The sequence below is a fragment of the uncultured Nostoc sp. genome (assembly GCF_964247315.1).
Classification (GTDB): domain Bacteria; phylum Cyanobacteriota; class Cyanobacteriia; order Cyanobacteriales; family Nostocaceae; genus Nostoc.
In genome coordinates this window covers 12,485-32,214 of sequence record NZ_CAXTTT010000020.1, presented here as the reverse complement: position 1 = coordinate 32,214, position 19,730 = coordinate 12,485, and the positions used below count along the sequence as shown (strand labels likewise).

At 43.9% G+C, this 19,730-nt stretch carries 19 protein-coding genes; 11 read left to right on the top strand and 8 right to left on the bottom strand.

The features are described 5' to 3' along the window. Positions 1 to 163: 163 nt before the first annotated feature. The 7 genes from pgmB (at position 164) to ACFE93_RS08480 (ending at position 8,732) form a co-directional block, all read left to right on the top strand. Entirely contained in the window at positions 164 to 3,217 is a 3,054-nt protein-coding gene (pgmB, locus tag ACFE93_RS08510; protein WP_375472923.1) for a beta-phosphoglucomutase, read from the top strand. A 251-nt stretch (positions 3,218 to 3,468) separates the two neighbouring features. Continuing rightward, positions 3,469 to 4,818, top strand: a complete 1,350-nt coding sequence (locus ACFE93_RS08505; protein WP_375472897.1) for an ATP-binding protein — start codon at positions 3,469 to 3,471, stop codon at positions 4,816 to 4,818. 195 nt (positions 4,819 to 5,013) lie between these two features. Then, complete coding sequence (locus ACFE93_RS08500) at positions 5,014 to 5,451, top strand: RrF2 family transcriptional regulator (RefSeq protein ID WP_375472896.1); 438 nt, start codon at positions 5,014 to 5,016, stop codon at positions 5,449 to 5,451. 102 nt (positions 5,452 to 5,553) lie between these two features. After that, positions 5,554 to 5,949: a pentapeptide repeat-containing protein gene (locus tag ACFE93_RS08495; RefSeq protein ID WP_375472895.1), complete on the top strand. Its 396-nt coding sequence runs from the start codon at positions 5,554 to 5,556 to the stop codon at positions 5,947 to 5,949. Positions 5,950 to 6,043: 94 nt separating this feature from the next. Further along, entirely contained in the window at positions 6,044 to 6,532 is a 489-nt protein-coding gene (locus ACFE93_RS08490) for a DUF2243 domain-containing protein (RefSeq protein ID WP_375472894.1), read from the top strand. 98 nt (positions 6,533 to 6,630) lie between these two features. Next, positions 6,631 to 7,245 carry a DUF4129 domain-containing protein gene (locus ACFE93_RS08485; protein WP_375472893.1) on the top strand — a complete coding sequence of 205 codons (615 nt, stop codon included), beginning with the start codon at positions 6,631 to 6,633 and terminating at the stop codon, positions 7,243 to 7,245. 500 nt (positions 7,246 to 7,745) lie between these two features. Next, positions 7,746 to 8,732, top strand: a complete 987-nt coding sequence (locus ACFE93_RS08480) for an alpha/beta fold hydrolase (protein WP_375472892.1) — start codon at positions 7,746 to 7,748, stop codon at positions 8,730 to 8,732. 195 nt (positions 8,733 to 8,927) lie between these two features. Here the strand turns inward: ACFE93_RS08480 and ACFE93_RS08475 are convergent, their stop codons facing one another. Further along, on the bottom strand, positions 8,928 to 10,211 hold the full coding sequence (locus ACFE93_RS08475) for an aspartate aminotransferase family protein (protein WP_375472891.1): 1,284 nt from the start codon (positions 10,209 to 10,211) through the stop codon (positions 8,928 to 8,930). A gap of 238 nt (positions 10,212 to 10,449) precedes the next feature. Here ACFE93_RS08475 and ACFE93_RS08470 point away from each other — a divergent pair, with 238 nt between their 5' ends. Further along, entirely contained in the window at positions 10,450 to 10,731 is a 282-nt protein-coding gene (locus ACFE93_RS08470; RefSeq protein WP_375472890.1) for a hypothetical protein, read from the top strand. 186 nt (positions 10,732 to 10,917) lie between these two features. Here the strand turns inward: ACFE93_RS08470 and ACFE93_RS08465 are convergent, their stop codons facing one another. Continuing rightward, on the bottom strand, positions 10,918 to 11,379 hold the full coding sequence (locus ACFE93_RS08465; protein ID WP_375472889.1) for a hypothetical protein: 462 nt from the start codon (positions 11,377 to 11,379) through the stop codon (positions 10,918 to 10,920). Positions 11,380 to 11,828: 449 nt separating this feature from the next. Here ACFE93_RS08465 and ACFE93_RS08460 point away from each other — a divergent pair, with 449 nt between their 5' ends. The 3 genes from ACFE93_RS08460 to ACFE93_RS08450 all read left to right on the top strand — a co-directional run bounded on the left by ACFE93_RS08460 (position 11,829) and on the right by ACFE93_RS08450 (position 15,216). Continuing rightward, positions 11,829 to 12,845, top strand: a complete 1,017-nt coding sequence (locus ACFE93_RS08460; protein WP_375472888.1) for a potassium channel family protein — start codon at positions 11,829 to 11,831, stop codon at positions 12,843 to 12,845. A gap of 314 nt (positions 12,846 to 13,159) precedes the next feature. Continuing rightward, on the top strand, positions 13,160 to 15,073 hold the full coding sequence (locus ACFE93_RS08455; RefSeq protein WP_375472887.1) for a DUF4157 domain-containing protein: 1,914 nt from the start codon (positions 13,160 to 13,162) through the stop codon (positions 15,071 to 15,073). A 17-nt stretch (positions 15,074 to 15,090) separates the two neighbouring features. Next, the gene (locus tag ACFE93_RS08450) at positions 15,091 to 15,216 is read left to right on the top strand and encodes a hypothetical protein (RefSeq protein ID WP_375472886.1); all 126 of its coding nucleotides are present in this window, start codon (positions 15,091 to 15,093) and stop codon (positions 15,214 to 15,216) included. 44 nt (positions 15,217 to 15,260) lie between these two features. Here ACFE93_RS08450 and ACFE93_RS08445 read toward each other — a convergent pair whose 3' ends face one another. The 6 genes from ACFE93_RS08445 to lysA form a co-directional block, all read right to left on the bottom strand. Further along, the gene (locus ACFE93_RS08445) at positions 15,261 to 15,491 is read right to left on the bottom strand and encodes a hypothetical protein (RefSeq protein ID WP_375472885.1); all 231 of its coding nucleotides are present in this window, start codon (positions 15,489 to 15,491) and stop codon (positions 15,261 to 15,263) included. Positions 15,492 to 15,675: 184 nt separating this feature from the next. Continuing rightward, positions 15,676 to 15,963 (bottom strand): DUF2442 domain-containing protein, encoded by a 288-nt coding sequence (locus ACFE93_RS08440; RefSeq protein ID WP_375472884.1) that lies wholly within the window; start codon positions 15,961 to 15,963, stop codon positions 15,676 to 15,678. 19 nt (positions 15,964 to 15,982) lie between these two features. Beyond that, positions 15,983 to 16,231: a DUF4160 domain-containing protein gene (locus ACFE93_RS08435; RefSeq protein WP_375472883.1), complete on the bottom strand. Its 249-nt coding sequence runs from the start codon at positions 16,229 to 16,231 to the stop codon at positions 15,983 to 15,985. Positions 16,232 to 16,452: 221 nt separating this feature from the next. Continuing rightward, positions 16,453 to 17,202 carry an isoprenyl transferase gene (locus ACFE93_RS08430; RefSeq protein WP_375472882.1) on the bottom strand — a complete coding sequence of 250 codons (750 nt, stop codon included), beginning with the start codon at positions 17,200 to 17,202 and terminating at the stop codon, positions 16,453 to 16,455. Further along, the gene (gene cdaA, locus ACFE93_RS08425; protein WP_292868005.1) at positions 17,199 to 18,122 is read right to left on the bottom strand and encodes a diadenylate cyclase CdaA; all 924 of its coding nucleotides are present in this window, start codon (positions 18,120 to 18,122) and stop codon (positions 17,199 to 17,201) included. Before cdaA ends, ACFE93_RS08430 begins: the two co-directional genes overlap by 4 nt. A 144-nt stretch (positions 18,123 to 18,266) precedes the next feature. Beyond that, on the bottom strand, positions 18,267 to 19,664 hold the full coding sequence (gene lysA / locus ACFE93_RS08420; RefSeq protein WP_375472881.1) for a diaminopimelate decarboxylase: 1,398 nt from the start codon (positions 19,662 to 19,664) through the stop codon (positions 18,267 to 18,269). Between the last annotated feature and the right edge of the window lie 66 nt (positions 19,665 to 19,730).

Sequence of the window (19,730 nt, the reverse complement as noted above, 5' to 3'; positions counted from 1 at the left end):
ATCCACCTCAAAGACTCGTTCATCTACCTCGGAACTCCGTTCATCTCTCTCAAAGCCTCGTTCATCTACCTCGGAACTCCGTTCATCTCTCTCAAAGCCTCGTTCATCTACCTCGGAACTCCGTTCATCTCTCTCAAAGACTCAAAATCCCACTCCCCACTTTATGCAAACAAAAGGTCGTTCTCGCCATTTTATATACACAGACTGGATATTAATCGAAACCCAGTTTGACCCTGAGCAATTGCAATCCAAAGAAACCGTCTTTACAATCGGCAATGGATACTTGGGAACAAGGGGCAGTTTTGAGGAAGGGCATCCTCATGCATTGCCAGCTACTTTCATCAACGGTGTCTATGACGATGTGCCAGTAGTGTACACTGAACTGGTAAATTGCCCGGACTGGCTACCCTTGGTAGTGATTGTGAATGGCGATCGCTTCCGTCTCGATCAAGGTGAGATATTGAGTTATGATCGCCAGCTTGATTTACGCCAAGGACTACTGATTCGTGCTGTGCGTTGGCGCTCTCCCAGTGGGAATACCATAGATATCAGCTTTGAACGCTTTGCTAGTCTTGCAGATCCGCACGTGTTGGCGTTACGCTGCCATGTAACGCCAGTAGATTTTGAGGGGTTAATCGAAATTCAAGCTAGTATCAACGGCTATCCCGAAAATCAGGGTTTTAATCACTGGGAAGAATTAGACCAAGGCAAGATTAACCAAGGAATCTGGTTGCAACGCCGCACCCGCAGTTCCCGAATTGAACTCGGTATGGCAGCTAAAATGACAATATCAGGCACTGAAGCACCTTTGCAAGTCAATACCGCACCTGGTTATCCTACCTTGAGTACGACCTTTTTGGCTAAAAGGCAGCAGACCGTTACGGTGGAAAAACTCGTGACAGTTTTTACTTCGCGGGACATTGAAACACCAGTTTCAGCAGCTCAAGAAAAACTCACACACTTGCCAGACTACGCAACATTACTAAAAGCTCAGAGACAGGCATGGGATGAGGTTTGGGAGCAAAGTGACATCTTGATTGAGGGAGATAGCACAGCTACTTTTGCTGTTCGCTACAATCTGTTTCAGCTGCTGATTGCTGCCCCACGCCATGATGACAAGGTGAGTATTCCTGCTAAAACCCTTTCGGGGTTTGGCTATCGCGGTCATATCTTTTGGGATACAGAAATTTTTATACAGCCCCTATTTCTGTATACTCAACCAGCGATCGCCCGTAATTTACTCAGTTACCGTTGGCATACTTTACCAGGAGCTAGACGTAAAGCAGCCCATTACGGTTATAAAGGGGCAATGTTTGCTTGGGAAAGTGCTGATTCTGGAGATGAAGTGACACCACGTTGGGCTATCGGTAGTGATTTTTATGGTGAAGACGTGCGGATTTGGTGTCGCGATCGCGAAATTCATATCAATGCAGATATCCCCTACGCAGTCTGGAACTACTGGCAAGCGACTGGTGATGATGACTGGATGCAAAGCTACGGCGCAGAGACGATCTTGGATGCCGCGATTTTTTGGGGTAGCCGGGTGGAATTTAATTCTGAGCAGGATCGGTATGAAATTCGGGGAGTAATCGGAGCCGATGAATACCATGAATTCGTCCACAACAATGCCTTTACAAACCGGATGGCGCAATGGCATCTAGAAAAAGCGATCGCAGTTTATGATTGGTTGGCTGACAAATTCCCCGAACGAGCCACGGAACTAGAACAGAAACTAAAGCTGACCCCAGAGGAGCGATCGCACTGGCAAGATATTATCGCCAAAATGTTGTTTTTCTATGACCCATCAACAGAACTAATCGAGCAGTGCGAGGGATTTTTCCAATTGGAAGATATCAACTTAGCAGATTATGAACCACGCGATCGCTCCATGCAACCGATCTTGGGTATGGAGAAAACCAACAAATCTCAAGTACTCAAGCAGCCAGACGTATTAATGCTCCTATATTTAATGCGGGAATCAGCAGATTTTCCTTACAACGAAAAAGCATTGCAGACAAACTGGGACTACTATGCACCCCGCACTGATATTACTTATGGTTCGTCTCTTGGCCCAGCAGTTCAAGCGATTTTAGCTTCCGATTTGGGCAAATCAACTGAAGCTTACAAACAGTTTATGCAGGCGTTAATGGTGGATCTTGAAGATAACCGAGGTAACACCAGCGATGGAATTCACGGTGCTAGTGCAGGTGGCATTTGGCAAGCTGTAATTTTTGGATTCGGCGGCATCCAATTAACTGAAAATGGCCCTGTAGCCAACCCTCACTTACCCACTGGCTGGACGCGCTTAAAGTTTAAACTGCACTGGCGCGGGAAATGGCACGACTTCGATCTACATCAGGGACAAGTCGCCCAAGACATAACTCGTCAACTAGAATTTCTCCAACTTTCTCTCTCCCCCGATCCCCCAAATTCCCACTCACAAGCTTCTGAACACCAGACTTCTTTCCCTGCTTCTCCTGCCTCCCCTGCTCCCTCATCCTCCCCACTCGCCAGTACAGACGCGATTAATCGCGTCTGTACCCACAACCCCAACATCCAAGGATTCATCTTCGACCTAGATGGTGTACTAACAGATACAGCAGAACTTCACTATTTAGGTTGGCAAAAGCTAGCAGATGAAGAGGGTATACCGTTTAATCGGGAAGCTAACGAAGCCTTGCGGGGTGTATCTCGTCGTGCTTCCCTGATGCTGATTCTGAAAGATAGACCTTATTCGGAAGCACAAATCGAGGAGATGATGGAGCGCAAGAATCGCTATTATGTCGAATTGCTCCAAAAGATGACACCAGAGGATTTGTTGCCAGGTGCGATCGCCCTGTTGGATGAACTGCGGCAAGCTGGTATTAAGATCGGTATTGGTTCAGGGAGTAAAAATGCCCGCCCAGTGCTAGAGCGATTGGGCATTATGGACAAAGTAGATGCGATCGCAGATGGTTACAGCGTACAAGAACCTAAGCCAGCACCCGACCTATTTCTGTACGCAGCCAAGCAGCTAGGAATCGAACCAGAGCAATCTGTGGTTGTAGAAGATGCCGCAGCAGGTGTTGAAGCCGCTTTAGCCGCTGGTATGTGGGCAGTAGGACTCGGCCCTGTTGAACGAGTTGGAGCCGCTCATATTGTTTTACCCAGCCTAGCAGGTATAAAATGGGCAGACTTACAAGAGCAATTGAGTAACATTTCCAGACAAAAACAGTGAACAAATGAGAACCGCTTGATTACTTACAGCAGATTTGAAGGAAGGTGAAGTACATAACGATTCGTTTTAAAGCCAGCTAGAAAGAGTGTTTTACTTCTGAATTCTGCTCTATTCAGTCCTAATCACCCCAAAGAACTAAAATTACCTAAAACTACACTGAAATTACTGATAACTGCTAAACTCTAAAAGCTAAGATCGTCTAAATAGGGAATTGAAAACAAAACCCAACTTTAGAAACTAGGAGCAAGAGCGTGAATTTGGACGATTTAGCTTTGCAGATAGAGAATATGCGTAAGCGCGTCGCCCTCTTGCAACGCCAGAGTGAACAGCAAAAAGCACAAGCAGATATTGAACTCGTCAACGCAGTATTTAAAGAAGTTTACTTAGCTTTGGAAGAACTCCAACTAGTAAATGAAGATTTAAAGCAGCAGAATGAAAAATTATCCAATACTCAACAAGCCTTGGTAACAGAAGGTCAGCGCTACCAAGAACTATTTGAGGAAGTACCAGACGCTTATTTTGTGACTGATACAAAAGGGATAATTCAGGAAGCTAACTTAGCCGCCACCACTCTACTTAACATTTCTAAAAGTTTATTGTTGGGCAAATCCATAGGGATTTTTGTACTTGAGAAAGAAATAATTGCTTTTCATTTAAAACTAACTCATCTGCGCGATCGCACCCAATGCCCAGACTGGAAAATGCAAGAGTGGGAAGTAAACCTGCGACCGCGTGACAAAACACCTATTATGGCTGCGGTTAAGGTGGTTGCTATTCGTAATCAATCTAGTGAGTTAGTTGGTCTGCGTTGGCTATTGCGGGATATTAGCGAAAGCAAGCGAACCCAAGCCAAGCTGCAATGGGCAGAAGAGGCGATGCGACAAGCGCTTGCCAAAGAAAGGCAGTTTAGCGAACTTAAATCCCGCTTGCTTACCATCACCTCCCATGAGTTTCGCACCCCTTTGGCTACCATCCACTCTTCTGCGGAACTACTAGAACATTATCGCCACCTCTGGAGCGAACAGCGACAACATACCCACCTGCGCCGCATTCAAAAATCAGTAATGCATATAACCCAGTTATTGAATGATGTATTGGTACTGAGTCAGGATGAAACAGGCAAGTTAGAGTTTAATCCAACACCGATAAATTTAGTGGAATTTTGCCGCGATTTATTAGAAGAATTACAACAGAGCGATCGCTCACAACATGCGATCGCTTTTAGCAGTGAGTGCCAAAGCACAAAAGCTAACTTAGACGCGAAACTACTGCGCCAAATCTTAAGTAATTTATTCTCGAATTGTCTAAAATACTCTCCCATTGGTAGTACGGTTAAGTTTTCTGTCACCACTGCCAACGAGCAAGCTATATTCCAGACTCAAGACTCTGGTATTGGCATTCCTGCTTCTGACATTGAACACATCTTTGAACCTTTCCATCGCGCCAGTAATACAGTCAATATCCCAGGAATGGGATTAGGGATGTCCATCGTCAAGCAGGCTGTAGATTTACACGGCGGCGAGATTACTGTCAAAAGTGCGATCAGTGTGGGAACTACCTTTACAGTCATTCTGCCATTTTCGAGAAATTTGCATACATAACGCCTAAATATACTAATCAATCACTTTTATTTATTGAATTTAAAAAAAAAAGTAATTGCTTGTATGCTAGAAGGTCTTTAAAGTAGAGTTAGCCGGTCAATAATAAGTTGATTGTAAAGTTTTTCTTCGCAGTAGCTTAGAGAAACGAACTCAAAAACTTTGTATCTTTAAATATGAGCTTAAAATATTGCGCCTGTGGTAATCTCTAACAAATCAGAATACGCACTTCTAGCCCTGTTAGAGTTGGCAACCTGCTACCCTAACGGTGAAGCCTTACAAATTAGAGAGATAGCGGCATTGCAAGACATCCCGAACCGCTATTTGGAACAACTCCTAGCAACATTAAGACGTGGAGGTTTAATTAAGAGTATACGCGGAGCCAAAGGTGGCTATATTCTGGCACGAGAACCCGGAAAGATTACAGTGTTGGATGCTTTTAGCTGCATGGAAGGGTCAGATATTGTTGTCTCTCCTTGTGAACCGACTCCCAACACGGTAGAAGGTGAGCTAATTCAGGAAGTTTGGCAAGAAGCACGTCAGGCTGCCAACTCCGTTTTAGAAAAATATACACTCCAAGACCTTTGTGAACGAAGATCGATCCGAAAACAAAAGGAACTAATGTATTACATTTAGGAAGGATGGCCAAATCATTACTAATTCGTAATTCGTAATTTGTAATTCGTAATTAAAAAGGGTACGTAAAAGTAATAACGAGACAACCTGTGACGCTGTTATATGCCTGAAGTCAATTTTCAACAGCCTATAAATAGTGCCTCTGCTCTCGTGGAGAGTTATGCAGCAGGAAAACGGGACTTTAGTAAAGCAGAACTGAGTAATGCTGATTTGCAAGGCATTAACCTAAAGGGATCTGACCTCAGCTATGCTGACTTAAGTGAAGCTAACTTGAGTAGCGCTAATTTGAAGGGAACTGATCTGAGCTTTGCCGATCTTAGTCAAGCTAATCTCAAGGATGCCGATCTCAGGGGAGCATTATTGATCTCAGCAAATCTTTGCCAAGCTAACCTTAAAGGAGCGAACCTGAAAAAAGCAGACTACGATCGCAGCACCCATTTTCCCCAAGATTTCGACCCAGCCGAAGCAGGTATGCAGATTAAATTTGTTAATTATTAATTTAAGTTGAACGATCGTACTTGCCTCAAGATAGAAGATTTTTTTTCCAAAAAATGTTGTATTTTGGTAAGAAAGCCTATCTATGAGGTTGACAATGGAGGCAAAAAGTGAAACCCCCAACCAACGCGCACCACTAATTACTGCTGGAATTTTTCTAGGTGTGGGTCTTGGAGGATTTCTTGATGGAATTTTACTGCATCAGCTCCTCCAGTGGCATCATATGCTCAGTAGCATTCGACCTCTGACAAATACGGCGAATATAGATTTGAACATGGTATGGGATGGGTTATTTCATGCCTTGGATTGGGTATTCACCGTGGTAGGACTTGTGTTGCTATGGCGTGCCGGAGGGCGTGATGATGTTCCTTGGTCATCACAGACCTTTATTGGGTCACTAATGATTGGGACTGGGTTGTTTGACTTCGTTGAAGGTTTAATTGACCACCAAATTCTCGGTATCCATCATGTTAAACCAGGCCCAAATCAGTTAGTTTGGGATCTAGGATTTCTTGCATTCGGTGCGCTACTTATTGTTATCGGCTCGATAGTGATAAAAAAAGAGTCAACTGTCAATAGTCAATAGTCATGGGGCATGGGGCATGGGTCAATAATCAATAGTTCTTCTCCCCCTGCTTCCCCTGCTTCCCCTGCTTCTGCACTCGCCACTCGCCACTCCCCCCTATGCCTACAGATACTTTTGAAAAAACTAGCTGGAGTTGGCAGCTTTCTCAATTCCAACAACAAGCGGGTGAATGGTGGGAATACCAGTTTTACCGCTTTGAACGTGCTTTGCCAGAATTGCCTACTGGATGGTCAATTAGCCCCTGGCTAGGTGAATTGCTGAAATTCCTGTTTTGGCTGGTACTAGGTTTATTTATAGCGTGGGTGGGTTGGCGATTATGGCGAGAATTCAGCCCTTATGTTTATTCTTGGCTAAATAGAAGTGGCAATATCACTGATTTTCGCGTAAAAACTCGCTCTAATGAGTCATCGATAGCCCTTTTGTTGGAGCGATCGCAAGAATTTTATCGTCAAGGTAATTACCGTGAGGCTTGCCGTTGTGTTTATTTAGCAATGTTGCAGCAGTTGCATCAAAATGCGATCGCACCCCACAAACTCAGCCGTACTGATGGAGAATATCTGCAATTGCTGCGATCGTCTGTGACTCCCATACAGCCTTATGAAACTTTAATTACCACACACGAGCAATTATGTTTTGGTAATGCCGAGATTTTGCCTGACAATTATGAGCAGTGTCGGCAAGCTTATCGAGAAATTTCTCAAGAATCAAGATAACGCAGGGATAGGGATACTAAATACATAGCTAAAAAAATCAATACACCTTTTGCAAAAGTCCCAGTGACATGAGAAAAGTAGGTAAAAGCGTGGTGCCTTATATGACCTACGAACAGGTAAAAAGCTTGAAACAAGAAGACTTCAAACGGCTGTGTAGAGTGCCAAAGCGAGACTTTCAACCAGATGCTTGAGGTTGTGCGCTCAGGCGATCGCCACAAACACTTATACTGGGCGACCTGCAAAACTCAACTTGGAAGACCAATTATTAATGACATTCAGTAGACCGAAAAGTTTTCCACCCTGATCCCCTTGTGCTAGATAATGGTGACTGTGTTGGAAAGAAGTAGAGAAGATACCGTTGGCAATAATTTTTTACTCTTTTGATGATAAGCCCCATTAATTAGTTTTCAGTGAGGGCAGCCTCAGGCTTTTTAACTTTTGTAGTTCATTTGCCAACATGAAAAGAGCTGCTTCAACCCTAAAAAAGGAATTGAGGAAATATGACCTTAGTAACTCACCGTTTCATCGAAACCAACGGTATCAAGATGCATATTGCCGAACAGGGGCAAGGTCCATTAGTGATCTTGTGTCACGGCTTCCCAGAATGTTGGTACTCCTGGCGGCATCAGTTATCGGCATTAGCTGAAGCTGGGTTCCACGCGGTAGCACCAGACCAGCGCGGCTATGGACAGACCTCAAGACCGGAACCAATTGAGGCATACCATATTTTCCAGTTGGTTGGTGATATTGTTGGTCTGGTTCATGCGCTGGGTGAGGAGCAAGCAATCATTGTTGGACACGATTGGGGTGCGCCTGTTGCCTGGTATTGTGCCCTACTCCGTCCAGACATCTTCCACGCTATCTCCCTACTGAGTGTGCCCTATGCACCCCGCAGTTGGTCAGACATTCGACCGACAGAAGCAATGAAGCTGATGGCAGGCGAACAGGAGTTCTATCAGCTGTACTTTCAAGAACCAGGTAAAGCTGAGGCGGAACTAGAGTCTGATGTTCGTGCTACCATACGTGCAATTCTCTACTCCGCCTCAGGAGATCCGCCACCAGAAAAACGCTGGCGCTTCCTATTTAACAAGTCGGAGAAGCCAATAGACACAAGTTACGTACCGGAGCAACTTCCGACTTGGTTAACAGACCAGGATATCGACTTTTTCACTTCTGAGTTTGAGCGGACTGGTTTCCGGGGCGGGTTGAACTGGTATCGGAACATGGATAGAATGTGGGAACTAACACCGTTTCTTAGCGGCGCAAAGCTGCGCCAGCCAACATTGTTTGTGGCGGGAGAAGCAGATGCAGTGATCACAATGTACCATGAAGCATTCGACACCCTAGAGGAAAACGTGCCCAACCTGAGGCAGAAGGTATTACTACCAAAGGCTGGTCATTGGATTCAGCAAGAACGCCCAGTCGAAGTTAATAGATTGCTCATCGAGTTTCTAACAGACCTCCAAATCGACAAGTCGATTACTTAAAAGTTCAACTAGTCTCAGATATACGTTTAAATTGACTATTCGCTAAACGGTACAAAACAAGTCTATTAACTCTCATTTACTTGTTCTACGCATTTAGGACTTTTGCAAGAGGTCTAATAATTTTAGTGACAATTAATCTAAAAGTAAGAAAAAGCGAGAGATAGGCATAAAGACTTATCCTCGCTTTTTGATTATCTAAGCTGTGAGAGTTATGATCGCTCGATCCACAGCTTCCAAAGCAGTATTGACTTCCGCCTCTGTGACAATAAGTGGTGGCACAAATCGGACTACTTTTGGCCCGGCTGGTACTAGCAATACGCCCTCTTTGATGACAGCATTGACGATATCTGCTGCGGTTATTTGAATATCGGCTCGCAATTCCAAACCGTTGATTAAACCCCAACCCCGAACTTCGCCAACGTGCTGAGGATATTTCGTTGCGATCGCTCTCAATCCAGATCGCAACTGTTCACCCCTGTCTTGCACATTCTGCAAAATATTTTCCTGTTCCAATGTCTGGCAAACACTGAGTGCTACACCACACACAAAAGGATTCCCACCAAAGGTGCTGGCGTGTTCTCCTGGTTGAAAAACGTCGCAGAATTTCTTGCTGATCATTGCACCGATGGGGACACCGCCACCTAAGCCTTTAGCACTGGTGAAAATATCCGGTTCAACGCCGAGATGTTCGTAAGCCCATAATTTGCCACTACGCCCCATACCAACTTGCACTTCGTCGAAAATCAACAAAATGCCAGTTTCATCACAAATCTGTCGGAGCTTTTTGAAATAGGCAACATCTCCTGGACGTACACCGCCTTCTCCCTGCAATGGCTCGATCAGAATCGCCGCTACCCGATAATCGCCTTCATCCAACTCGCTAATCGCCACTTCCACAGCGTTAATATCGTTGTAATTTACGTAGTGGAACCCAGGAACCAAGGGATCAAAGTACTTTTGATACTTCGGTTGTGCTGTGGCGGTAATCGTTGCCAAAGTCCGCCCGTGGAAACTGGCATTAGCGGTTAAAATAATCGGTTTTTCAATGTCTAATACTGTGTGGGCGTATTTCCGCGCCAGTTTAATTGCGGCTTCGTTAGCTTCAGCTCCAGAGTTGCAGAAAAATACGCGATCAGCACAGGAATGATCGACAAGCCATTTTGCCAATTCACCTTGCTCAGGAATGTAATACAAATTAGAGACGTGATGCAGCTTTTGGATTTGGCGTGTTACCGCTTCTACCATCGCTGGGTGGGCATGTCCTAAAGTACAAGTAGCAATTCCCGCTACAAAGTCCAGATATTCCCGTCCCTGCGTATCCCAAACCCGGCATCCAGCACCCCGTTCTAGGGCTAAGGGAAACCGAGCGTAGGTAGACATGACAGCTTCATTAAAGCTATCTGTATCAAAAGGACTAGATGCTACAGACCCTGAATCTGGGGGGATGGTGGCTTGGTCAACGAGAGTTTGTAGGCTCACTACCGCTCCTCCTGAAAGTTTTTCATTATATAGTTATTTACAGAATATAGCGGAAAGCATGAAAGCCCACCAGTAAGACCATAAAATCCCAAAAAGATTTTATGGTCTTGCGTCCTTTAGGGGTGGGATGAAATGCACCAGGGTACTTGCAATTGCCGTCATATAGTATTAATAAAAAGGTTGATTTATTGTAAATAATGATTAGATAATAATTCTTAGTAAAGTCATCAATAACATCATGTTGATAGCAACAAAAAAAGATGTTTGGCATCCCGAAAAAAGGACAATAAATATAATAACTGAATTAGCTAAATTCAGCAATAGTTTATTTAATGTGGGTACATATCAAAGTAGACAAGAATATTTTGAAAATCAAAAATCTGTTAGCTATGCCAAACTTTGTTCGTTAGGAAAGGAAAATGAAAATTCCAAACTGCTGTATTCACAGGTAGTACAGCAAACATTAAAAACAGTGGCAGAGGCGTTCATCAGTTTTAGAGAATTAGAAAAAATTAAGTAGCTTCTAAATGCGACGCGATCGCTTCATTATCTCTAGTCGGAGTATTATCGTTGTGCGTGGTCAGAGTTTACTTTTTGAAGTGTAATGAGGGGTCTGAACGTTTCGACAATCAAACATTTTACCCCTCAATAATAAAAAACTTAAAGTATTAACAGACCCGACTGTTACAAAACTCGTTCAATTGTGTTAGTGGTTAGGGTAGTACTTCCTAACTCTTTGAGCTTGTATATTAACAACGGTACCAGAGTCAGTTTCAGTTAAACTAAACTTGTCACCATCATCGTAAACAACACCGCTATAATTAACTGTCGTCCCATCGGTTCTTCTATAGGATGCAGTAAAGCTACAATCACTATTCACTTGGTATGTGCCTTGAGTGCCAAGATTAGTTGTCACTTTTCCCGCAATACTTCTAACTAGAATAGTGCCCGTGGCTTTTCCATTGCCATCATAGGTGCTTAAAACATTTAAGACATACGGCTCAGTGTTATTCACATACCCTCCACCTTGATTTGCATATACTCCATATAGACTTCTATTTGAACATGCTTTTTCTGCTTTTACCTGTTGGGTGTTCAAAACAACTGAAGTACCTAATGCTGATAGAATACAAAGCGTTAACGTCGCTAAAGATTTTATCGTTTTCATTTAAAGCCCCTCTTGTAACAATTTGAACTGCCTAGCTAAATAAATAACTTAGCTAGGCAGTTCAAATTATGTCATAGAAATGTAACCGTCATTAAATTTACTAGTATTAAACAGAAATTATTTACAAGATATTTATAGTATTTTTACAGTATTTTTAGAAAATATCTCAAAAGTTGAATATAATGCCATTTACTCACATCTTATACCAATGTAAATAATGTATTTTCCTCGCTTTTCATTTTTCTTGAGTAACCCATAGAGAAGGTATCGCCTACGGTGGCCGCTTCAAAGTAGTGACCTGTCATAGCTGGATAAGTTATAGTTTGAATGTACTAAAAAGCACAAATGCGATAAAGTTAGTACAAAACTAGAAAAAGTAGGCTAAAAGTAATATTTTTACCTCATTCTCAACACTTGAGCAAAAATATCAACGTATCCAAAAGGAGTTGATGGCTGGGGCGATCGCTCTTGGCGGTGTTTTCTTTTTTGGCACTTTGTGGTATTGGCTAGTGGAGGGCTGGTCATGGGAAGATGCGGCTTACATGACAGTGATCACTTTAGCGACTGTGGGATACGGAGAGACGCATCCACTAGGTAGCCGAGGACGATTATTTACAATTGCCCTGATTTTGTTGGGTGTAGTCAATATCGGTTACATTGTCAACAGATTTACAGAAGCGATCATTCAAGGCTATTTTCAAGAAGGAATTCGGCTACAACAACAGAGGCGGTTAATGGAATCCCTATCAGAACATTACATCATCTGTGGATTTAGTCGGACTGGTCGGCAAATTGCCAAGGAATTTCGGACAGAAGGTGTAGCTTTTGTAGTAATTGATTCGGAGACGGAATCAATACAAAGGGCGCAGACTGAAGGTTATACAGCATACCAAGGTGACGCTACATTAGATGACACACTCCTAAAAGTTGGTATTGAACGGGCGATGTGTATCGTTGCAGCCCTTCCTTCAGATGCCGAAAATTTATATATTGTTTTATCAGCAAAAACACTGAATTCAGGAATTCGGGTGATTGCACGGGCAAGTACAGAAGAAGCTTTGCAGAAGTTACGACGCGGTGGTGCAGATGAAGTGATATCCCCCTATATTACTGGGGGGAAGCGGATGGCTGCTGCGGCACTCAGACCGCAGGTGTTAGATTTTGTAGACGGGATTTTGACTGGTGCAGACCGCCAGTTGTATATGGAAGAATTTTTACTCGATCCAGCTTTCTGTCCTGTTGTGGGTCAAAGTTTGCAAAAGGCGAGATTGCGATCGCAATCTGGGGCATTGGTTCTGGCAATTCGCCGCATTGATGGGACTTTAATCGGTGGCCCTACTGGTGATACGATTTTAATGCCGGGAGATCAGCTAATTGGTATGGGTACAGAAGAACAGTTGCGTAGCCTTAACCAACTTCTTGGCCCGATTGGTTCCAAGCAACTGCGGCGACCGAAAAATAGCTGATTTTATTTTTCCTCAATTACTTCTTTGAACGGGGCAAAGTCGTTGATGGCTCGACTGCAATGGCTCAAATTCGCACCAATGTGCGTAGTTTACCGCCGCAGGCATCGCGGTGTTAAAACTAATTCTCCCCCTTAGTTAACAAGTTTTGTGGTAATGCCCAGATAACTCACTGAAGCAGAAATTAGTGGCTGGGTTTGATTGTAAATTTAGACGAAAGTCGATAGCGATCGCCTTTTCAAAAATTGTAAAATGTGCTAATAAAAATGCCTGGAAGTAGAAATCAGGGCTTTACCCATTGATGAAGGAAGGGTGAGATGAGCGATCGCACGTTTGGGCGCAAGAAAGCAGGTACATCAACTTTTTCAAATCCGTCGCTTGTCTCACCACATACTCCGACGCTAGCAAATCCAGTGCGAGGCTTTGGTTTAACAACGAATAATGTAATCCAAACAGCAACAAAAGAATCAACCAACCTTCAACAAGCGCAGGCTGGTGACGAGCAATCCTTGTTATCAAAAGCCATTCAGCAACGGTCTTTTAATCACGACATTAGTCGCATACCATTGCATCGTCCCCAAGCAAAACTGACGGTGGGAGAACCAGGGGACAAGTATGAGCAGGAAGCCGATTGGATGGCAAATCAGGTAATGCGGATGATTGTGCCAGATAAACTTAACGCTCCTACCATACAACCTGTACAAAATTCCTTGCAGCGCCAATGTACAGCATGTGAGGAGGAAGAAGAGAAAGTACAAACTAAGCCATCCCTACAATCGGCTACTGATACGGGCTTGCAGACAGGAGATAATATTGAAAGTCGGCTCAATAGCAGTAAAGGTGGGGGAAACCCATTGCCAGATGAGGTGCGAAGCTTCATGGAGCCGCGCTTTGGTCATGATTTTAGTCAGGTGCGAGTGCATACAGGTAGCGAAGCCGTGCAGATGAACCGGGATCTCAGCGCTCAAGCGTTCACGCACAAGCAAGATATTTACTTTGGAGCCGGAAAATCTCCTGCGAAAGATGCGTTGACTGCCCATGAGTTGACCCATGTAGTGCAGCAGACAGGTGCGGTTCAGACAAAGCAAGTTTCTCAACACACAACTGTTCAGCTAAAGTGTTCAGCTTGCGAAAATGAGGAAGCGGAAGTACAGAGATCGCCCTATTTATCAGCAGTTTCTGAGCCTGCGATACAAAGGTGGTCACTTTTTGATGATGACGAAGACAAGCAAGAATCAGAAAGTAGCTCAAGCGGAGGTATCTTAGACTGGGCTAAAGACAAAGGTAGTGCAGCCGTAGATTCTGTCACTCAAGCCGGAAGTGATGCTTATGATTGGGCTAAAGACAAAGGTGGTGCAGCCGTAGATTCTGTCACTCAAGCCGGAAGTGATGCTTATGATTGGGCTAAAGAAACTGGAGAGCAATACGGTAGTGCTTTATTAGAGAAGAAGAAAGCCAGTCTGCTTGCACAGATTAGTGGAGCAATGCAAAAAGTTTCTGGACAAGAGTTTGTGTACTTAACAGACGGTCAAATAGCTACTTTGAATGGTCATTGTGCAACCTTACGTGAAAAATCACAGGGTTTGATAAATCTGTCGGGAATTGTTGCACAGACAGATTCTGCAACTTCAACGGATGCTTCTGGAGCAAAGCCTGTTGCAGCATCCACAGTTGCAGCTCTTTTGGTAAATTTACAGTCATCAGTTTCTGCACCTTTCATGTCTCCTACTTCAGTTTCTAGTACTTCTGATTCAGAAACTGTTCAAGGTAGTATTCAACGGTTTGCGCCAGCAATTCCTTTGGTGGCAGGTCTTAGTCTTGCGGTTATTTTGGCAATAGTGGCAATTGCTTTAATAATTATTTTAATAATTGTATCGGCACCCCTGATAGTGGCCAAGATAAAGGAGAAGACGGACACTAAAGAAGAAGATAAGACTAAAACCAAGAGCAAGAAGTGTTCGGATGAAGTTGTCGAAACTCTTAACAAAGAAATGCATGAGTTTTACAATAAAGCAAGAAAGTGTTCGCCGCAACTTGATACCTGTGAATCAGCAACGGCAAAGGTTGCTGCAGGTTACGGGGCAGTTGACGGACGGGTAAAGCTTCAGCAGAAGTGTTATTCGCCGGGTGATGAAGATTATGAGGAGCATATGAAAAAGATAGCTGAGACTAACGCAACTCTCCGGAATTGTGTGGAAGTAATGCATGAGAAGTGTGGCGGTCGCAAGTAGAAAAGTAGTGCGATCGCTTGACTTTTAAGCACAAGCGATCGCTACCAGAAAGTGCGATTCGCGTTTTGGGATTTTGGAAATGGATTAATGAAATTGGTACAAGCGAGCGCTCATCGTTTGAGTTGAGATGCAATCGCGGTTGAAAAGGGAGGAGGGCGATGCCTGGGTTGGGCTACGCCTACGCAGACTATGCAGAAATTGGTTGCATCGTTTGTTGCATCTGCAAATATTCCAACGTTAGTAACCGCAAATAATCCAGCATTTGAAGATAGGTCTGCACTTTGGGATATTGCCATCTTGCTTGAGCATAGAACTGAGCGATCGTAGAGCTAGGAAAGACTTGAAGTTGTTGAAGATGGGTGATCGCGGTTGAAAACAGAGGAGCGCGATCGCTTCGCAGCTTGGGGAGTTGGGACAAATGTGATCGCGTTTTGGGAGGGTTGGAGAATGCGATCGCGTTTTGGGGGGGTTGGAGGAGTGCGATTTATAAGGTGCGCTCGTGCAACTATCACCCACTACAAAAGCTTAACAAATCCGGCTTGCTCAAAGTAGCGATCGCGGGTATTGCTGGAAGAGCGATGCCTGCGGCTGTAAACTACGCACTATGGCTGTTGAATGCGATCACCAGTCTTGTCTTCACTCTCCATCAAGGACACACCATTCTTCCACAGCTCATACTCGCTAAGATCAATATCCTCATTCCACACAATCCCATAGCCCCCTTGCTCGACCTTAAAGTTCTTAAAAAAAGCAGGTTGTCGAAGTGGAGAAAACATTGGAGTATCTAAGAGATGACGAACATCGTATTTTTTCACCTCTTGATTGGTAAATTCAATGACTAGAGTAGTCTCATCGATTGCTTTGGCTTGATGAATTCGAGGATACAACATAGCTGCTCCTAACCTAAATTTACTTCAAAGGAGGTAGTTTACGAAACTCCTGGGTATTCCACATTTGCAACATATCTTGCTGGTATAAAGTTGCCCACTCTAGGACTAGCTTTTGTGCCCGATTTGGCAAATCTCCTTCAATGATTTCAAGTGATTCAATGCTGACTAACGCATTGTACTCGCCATAGATTGCATGAAAATGAGGTGGAGGGTGATCGCCAAAGAACACTTTAATCACAATTCCATAGAACCGTGCAACCTCTGGCATAATGACATCTAACAAATACTGAATCCCTTTATTTTACCAAAATGCGTAGTTTACCGCCGCAGGCATCGCTCATCGTTTAAGTGCGATCGCCTATCTTCTAGGGTGGGTATTCCCAAAACTGAGTGCCCAGTTGTAAGTCTTGAGTAGAAGAATTAACAGAAAAGAACATCTTTTTTCTTCTTCCTTACTGAATCACTTCTTACTCATTACTCAGCACTATTTTACACTTTCCCAAACCGCCGCTCCCGTTGCTGATAGGCACACAAGGCGCGGTGAAACTCAGCCCGGTCAAAATCGGGCCAGAGAGTATCGCTAATATAAATTTCTCCATAAGCCATTTGCCAGAGAAGAAAATTTGAGAGACGCATTTCTCCGCTTGTACGAATTAACAAATCTGGGTCAGTAATTCCGGCTGTGTATAAGTGGCTTTCAAAGACGTGTTCATTAATTTCATCGGGTTGTAGCATACCTTGCTGCACAAGTTTTGCGATCGCTTGACAAGCTTGTAAAATCTCTTGGCGTCCGCCATAATTAGTTGCTACTGAAAACCGGATACCGCGATTATCCTTAGTTTCTTCCATTGAACGGTAAATTTCTTGTTGGAGCGATCGCGGTAGGTCTTGTAAATTCCCTACAAACTTAATTTGAACATTCTCTTCGACCATTTCCCGCAGTTCTTGGCGCAAAACTCTTTGAAATAGAGTCATCAAAAAATCTACTTCTTCCTGCGGTCTTTTCCAATTCTCCGTTGAAAAAGCATAAGCTGTCAGTGCCTGAATTCCCCAATCCTGACAACAGCGAAGTAAATCCTTGAGAGCATCTACTCCTCGCTTATGACCCATAATTCGCGGTAGACCCTGACGTTTAGCCCATCGACCATTACCATCCATAATCACCGCAACATGCTGCGGCAATAATTCTCGTTTTAAATCAGTAGGTAAATCTTGCAGTTTAGTTTGTTGTACTGTCATTTTTTATCTCGAGAAGCGGTCGATGGTAATCTGAGTAAACGTGAAACCAGTGCTAGTGTCTTCCCACCTATCCGACGAACAAAACTCAACAGACCAGGAGCAACTGCTTCCCTATCTACGGATGGAGACAAAACAGCCTCTAATGACTCTTTCAGTTTCCTAATCGTCAGCGGTCTATTTAGGGTTCCCCGTTCCGCTAAGGAAATAGAACCCGTTTCTTCAGAGACAACAACACAAATACAATTTTCGACCCGCTCAGTAATTCCCATTGCTGCCCGGTGGCGTGTTCCCAACTGGCGCGAGGCTGTGCGTCCCGAAAGTGGTAAAATTATACCTGATGACACGATCCGTGAGCCACGAATCAATGTCGCTCCATCGTGTAACAAAGTTTTCGGTTGAAAAATTGTCTGGATTAGTTCTTTAGAAACTTCCGCATTTAGCTTTACTCCTGGCACAGAAAAATCTCGCTCATCAATTGGCCCTGTGGTTTCCACAATTAGTAAAGCTCCAATGCGGTTTTTTGACAATTCTTTAACAGCCTCAACAATTTCATCAATTACACTATCAGATTTGGGGATTGCCAGACGGTCGGGTTGAAACAGCTGGCGGAATTCGCCACGCCCCAATTGCTCCAAAAACCGCCGAAATTCAGACTGTAAAGCAACTGCCATCGCCACAGCACAACCAATCACCAATTTTTCTAGTACAAAACTTAGCAGAGGTAGTCCGAATCTGCCACTTAGTGCTGAAGCTAGCATTAAGATAATGAATCCCCGCACCATCCATAGTGTCCGGCGCTCACTAATAATAACTAGTATCATGTACGTCAGCGCCAGCACTAACACAATATCCAGAGTCCCAAGTAGCAAGGACTGTGACCACCCCAGGTTTGTCAGCCATTGCTTCCACCAATCTCTCATGACATCTGGATTAAACTTTTGCCTCTAATTTACAGTTAGTCATTAGTCATTAGTCATTAGTTATTAGTTTCTGGCTAATGACCAATGACCAACAGAGAAGTCTGAGCAACGGTTTGCGGCGATCAGAACTTCGGGGACAAATGACTATTTCTTTAGTCTTTCTGGTAGGCGATCTTGTCGAATTAAATCTTCATAGGTTTCACGTTGCAAAATTAAATTTGCTTCGCCATTCGCCACTACGACTGCTGCCGGTCGAGGCAAGCGGTTGTAGTTAGATGCCATACTGTAATTGTACGCACCAGTTCCCATAACTACGAGAATATCCCCTGGTTCAGTCTTTGGAAGTAGAGCATTTTTAATCAGAATATCTCCTGATTCACAATGTTTACCAGCAATTGTGACTGTTTGGGTTAGGGGAGAAGACATTTTATTGGCAACGACTGCCCGATAAACTGATTGGTAAGTAATCGGGCGGGGATTGTCAGACATTCCGCCATCAATTGCCACGTAGGTACGAATTTCTGGGATGACTTTGGATGAACCAATAGTATAAGCAGTAACGCAAGCTGTGGCAATTAACGATCGCCCCGGTTCACACAGTAATTTTGGCAAAGGCAGATTTTCGGCTGCACAAGCTTCTTGGATTACTTCACAAATCGCCTTCACCCACTCTTCAATGCTAGGGGGATCATCTGATTCTATATACTTAATCCCTAAACCGCCACCAACATTTAACTCTGTAATCTTTAACCCATACTTCGCGGCATCTCGCAGCCACTGCACCATAACGGCGGCCAAATCTTGATGCGGTTGGCGCTCAAAAATTTGGGAACCAATATGAGCGTGTACCCCTACGCAATTCAGGGTAGGTTGTTGACTGACAAAGGTAAAGACTTCATCTAAATCGTTGGGATCAAAGCCAAATTTACTATCTAAGTGTCCCGTGCGAATATATTCGTGGGTATGACACTCGATACCGGGAGTTAGCCGTAGCATGATGCGAATTGGTTGAGCAGGTTGGGCGATTTCGACAAGGGTATGCAATTCATACCAGTTATCCGCCACAATGGTGACACCAGATTTGATCGCTAGAATTAATTCTTCACGAGATTTATTATTTCCGTGGAGGTAGATTTTCTGGGGACTAACACCCGCTTGCAAGGCGGTGTAAAGTTCGCCTCCAGAAACTACATCGATTCCCAGACCCTCAGAGGCGGCGATCGCACAAACTGCTAAACAATTCCAAGCTTTTGAGGCGTACAATACTTGAGATTCACCCTTGTAGTATTGCTTGAAAGCATCTCGGTATTGCTGGCAAGCCGAACGTAGGGTTTCTTCATCTAAAATATATAAAGGTGAACCAAACTGCTCAACTAGGGTTGTGATATCACACCCACCAATTTCCAGGGAGTCATGATTATGGACTCTGGCAGTTAAGGGTAAAAGTTCCTGATTAGGCGATAGATTTGCCTTGGTGTCACGCCTTTGAGGTAAATATTGACTTCCAGAATGTTGAACCCCAGTGGGGTGAGTCGATACCATAACTATAAAAGTTTTCCTTGTTCAAATTGCGGGCTTTGAGTTCGTCTCCCGATTCCCAGTGTACAA

Excerpts from the sequence above, each read along its gene's own strand:
- pgmB (WP_375472923.1), top strand. The coding sequence starts at position 164 with ATGCAAACAAAAGGTCGTTCTCGCCATTTTATATACACAGACTGGATA.
- ACFE93_RS08430 (WP_375472882.1), bottom strand. The coding sequence starts at position 17,202 with ATGACAGTACAACAAACTAAACTGCAAGATTTACCTACTGATTTAAAA.
- ACFE93_RS08480 (WP_375472892.1), top strand. The coding sequence starts at position 7,746 with ATGACCTTAGTAACTCACCGTTTCATCGAAACCAACGGTATCAAGATG.
- ACFE93_RS08440 (WP_375472884.1), bottom strand. The coding sequence starts at position 15,963 with ATGTTGTATCCTCGAATTCATCAAGCCAAAGCAATCGATGAGACTACT.
- ACFE93_RS08495 (WP_375472895.1), top strand. The coding sequence starts at position 5,554 with ATGCCTGAAGTCAATTTTCAACAGCCTATAAATAGTGCCTCTGCTCTC.
- ACFE93_RS08465 (WP_375472889.1), bottom strand. The coding sequence starts at position 11,379 with ATGAAAACGATAAAATCTTTAGCGACGTTAACGCTTTGTATTCTATCA.
- ACFE93_RS08455 (WP_375472887.1), top strand. The coding sequence starts at position 13,160 with ATGAGCGATCGCACGTTTGGGCGCAAGAAAGCAGGTACATCAACTTTT.
- ACFE93_RS08460 (WP_375472888.1), top strand. The coding sequence starts at position 11,829 with ATGGCTGGGGCGATCGCTCTTGGCGGTGTTTTCTTTTTTGGCACTTTG.
- cdaA (WP_292868005.1), bottom strand. The coding sequence starts at position 18,122 with ATGAGAGATTGGTGGAAGCAATGGCTGACAAACCTGGGGTGGTCACAG.
- lysA (WP_375472881.1), bottom strand. The coding sequence starts at position 19,664 with ATGGTATCGACTCACCCCACTGGGGTTCAACATTCTGGAAGTCAATAT.
- ACFE93_RS08485 (WP_375472893.1), top strand. The coding sequence starts at position 6,631 with ATGCCTACAGATACTTTTGAAAAAACTAGCTGGAGTTGGCAGCTTTCT.
- ACFE93_RS08435 (WP_375472883.1), bottom strand. The coding sequence starts at position 16,231 with ATGCCAGAGGTTGCACGGTTCTATGGAATTGTGATTAAAGTGTTCTTT.
- ACFE93_RS08470 (WP_375472890.1), top strand. The coding sequence starts at position 10,450 with ATGTTGATAGCAACAAAAAAAGATGTTTGGCATCCCGAAAAAAGGACA.
- ACFE93_RS08490 (WP_375472894.1), top strand. The coding sequence starts at position 6,044 with ATGGAGGCAAAAAGTGAAACCCCCAACCAACGCGCACCACTAATTACT.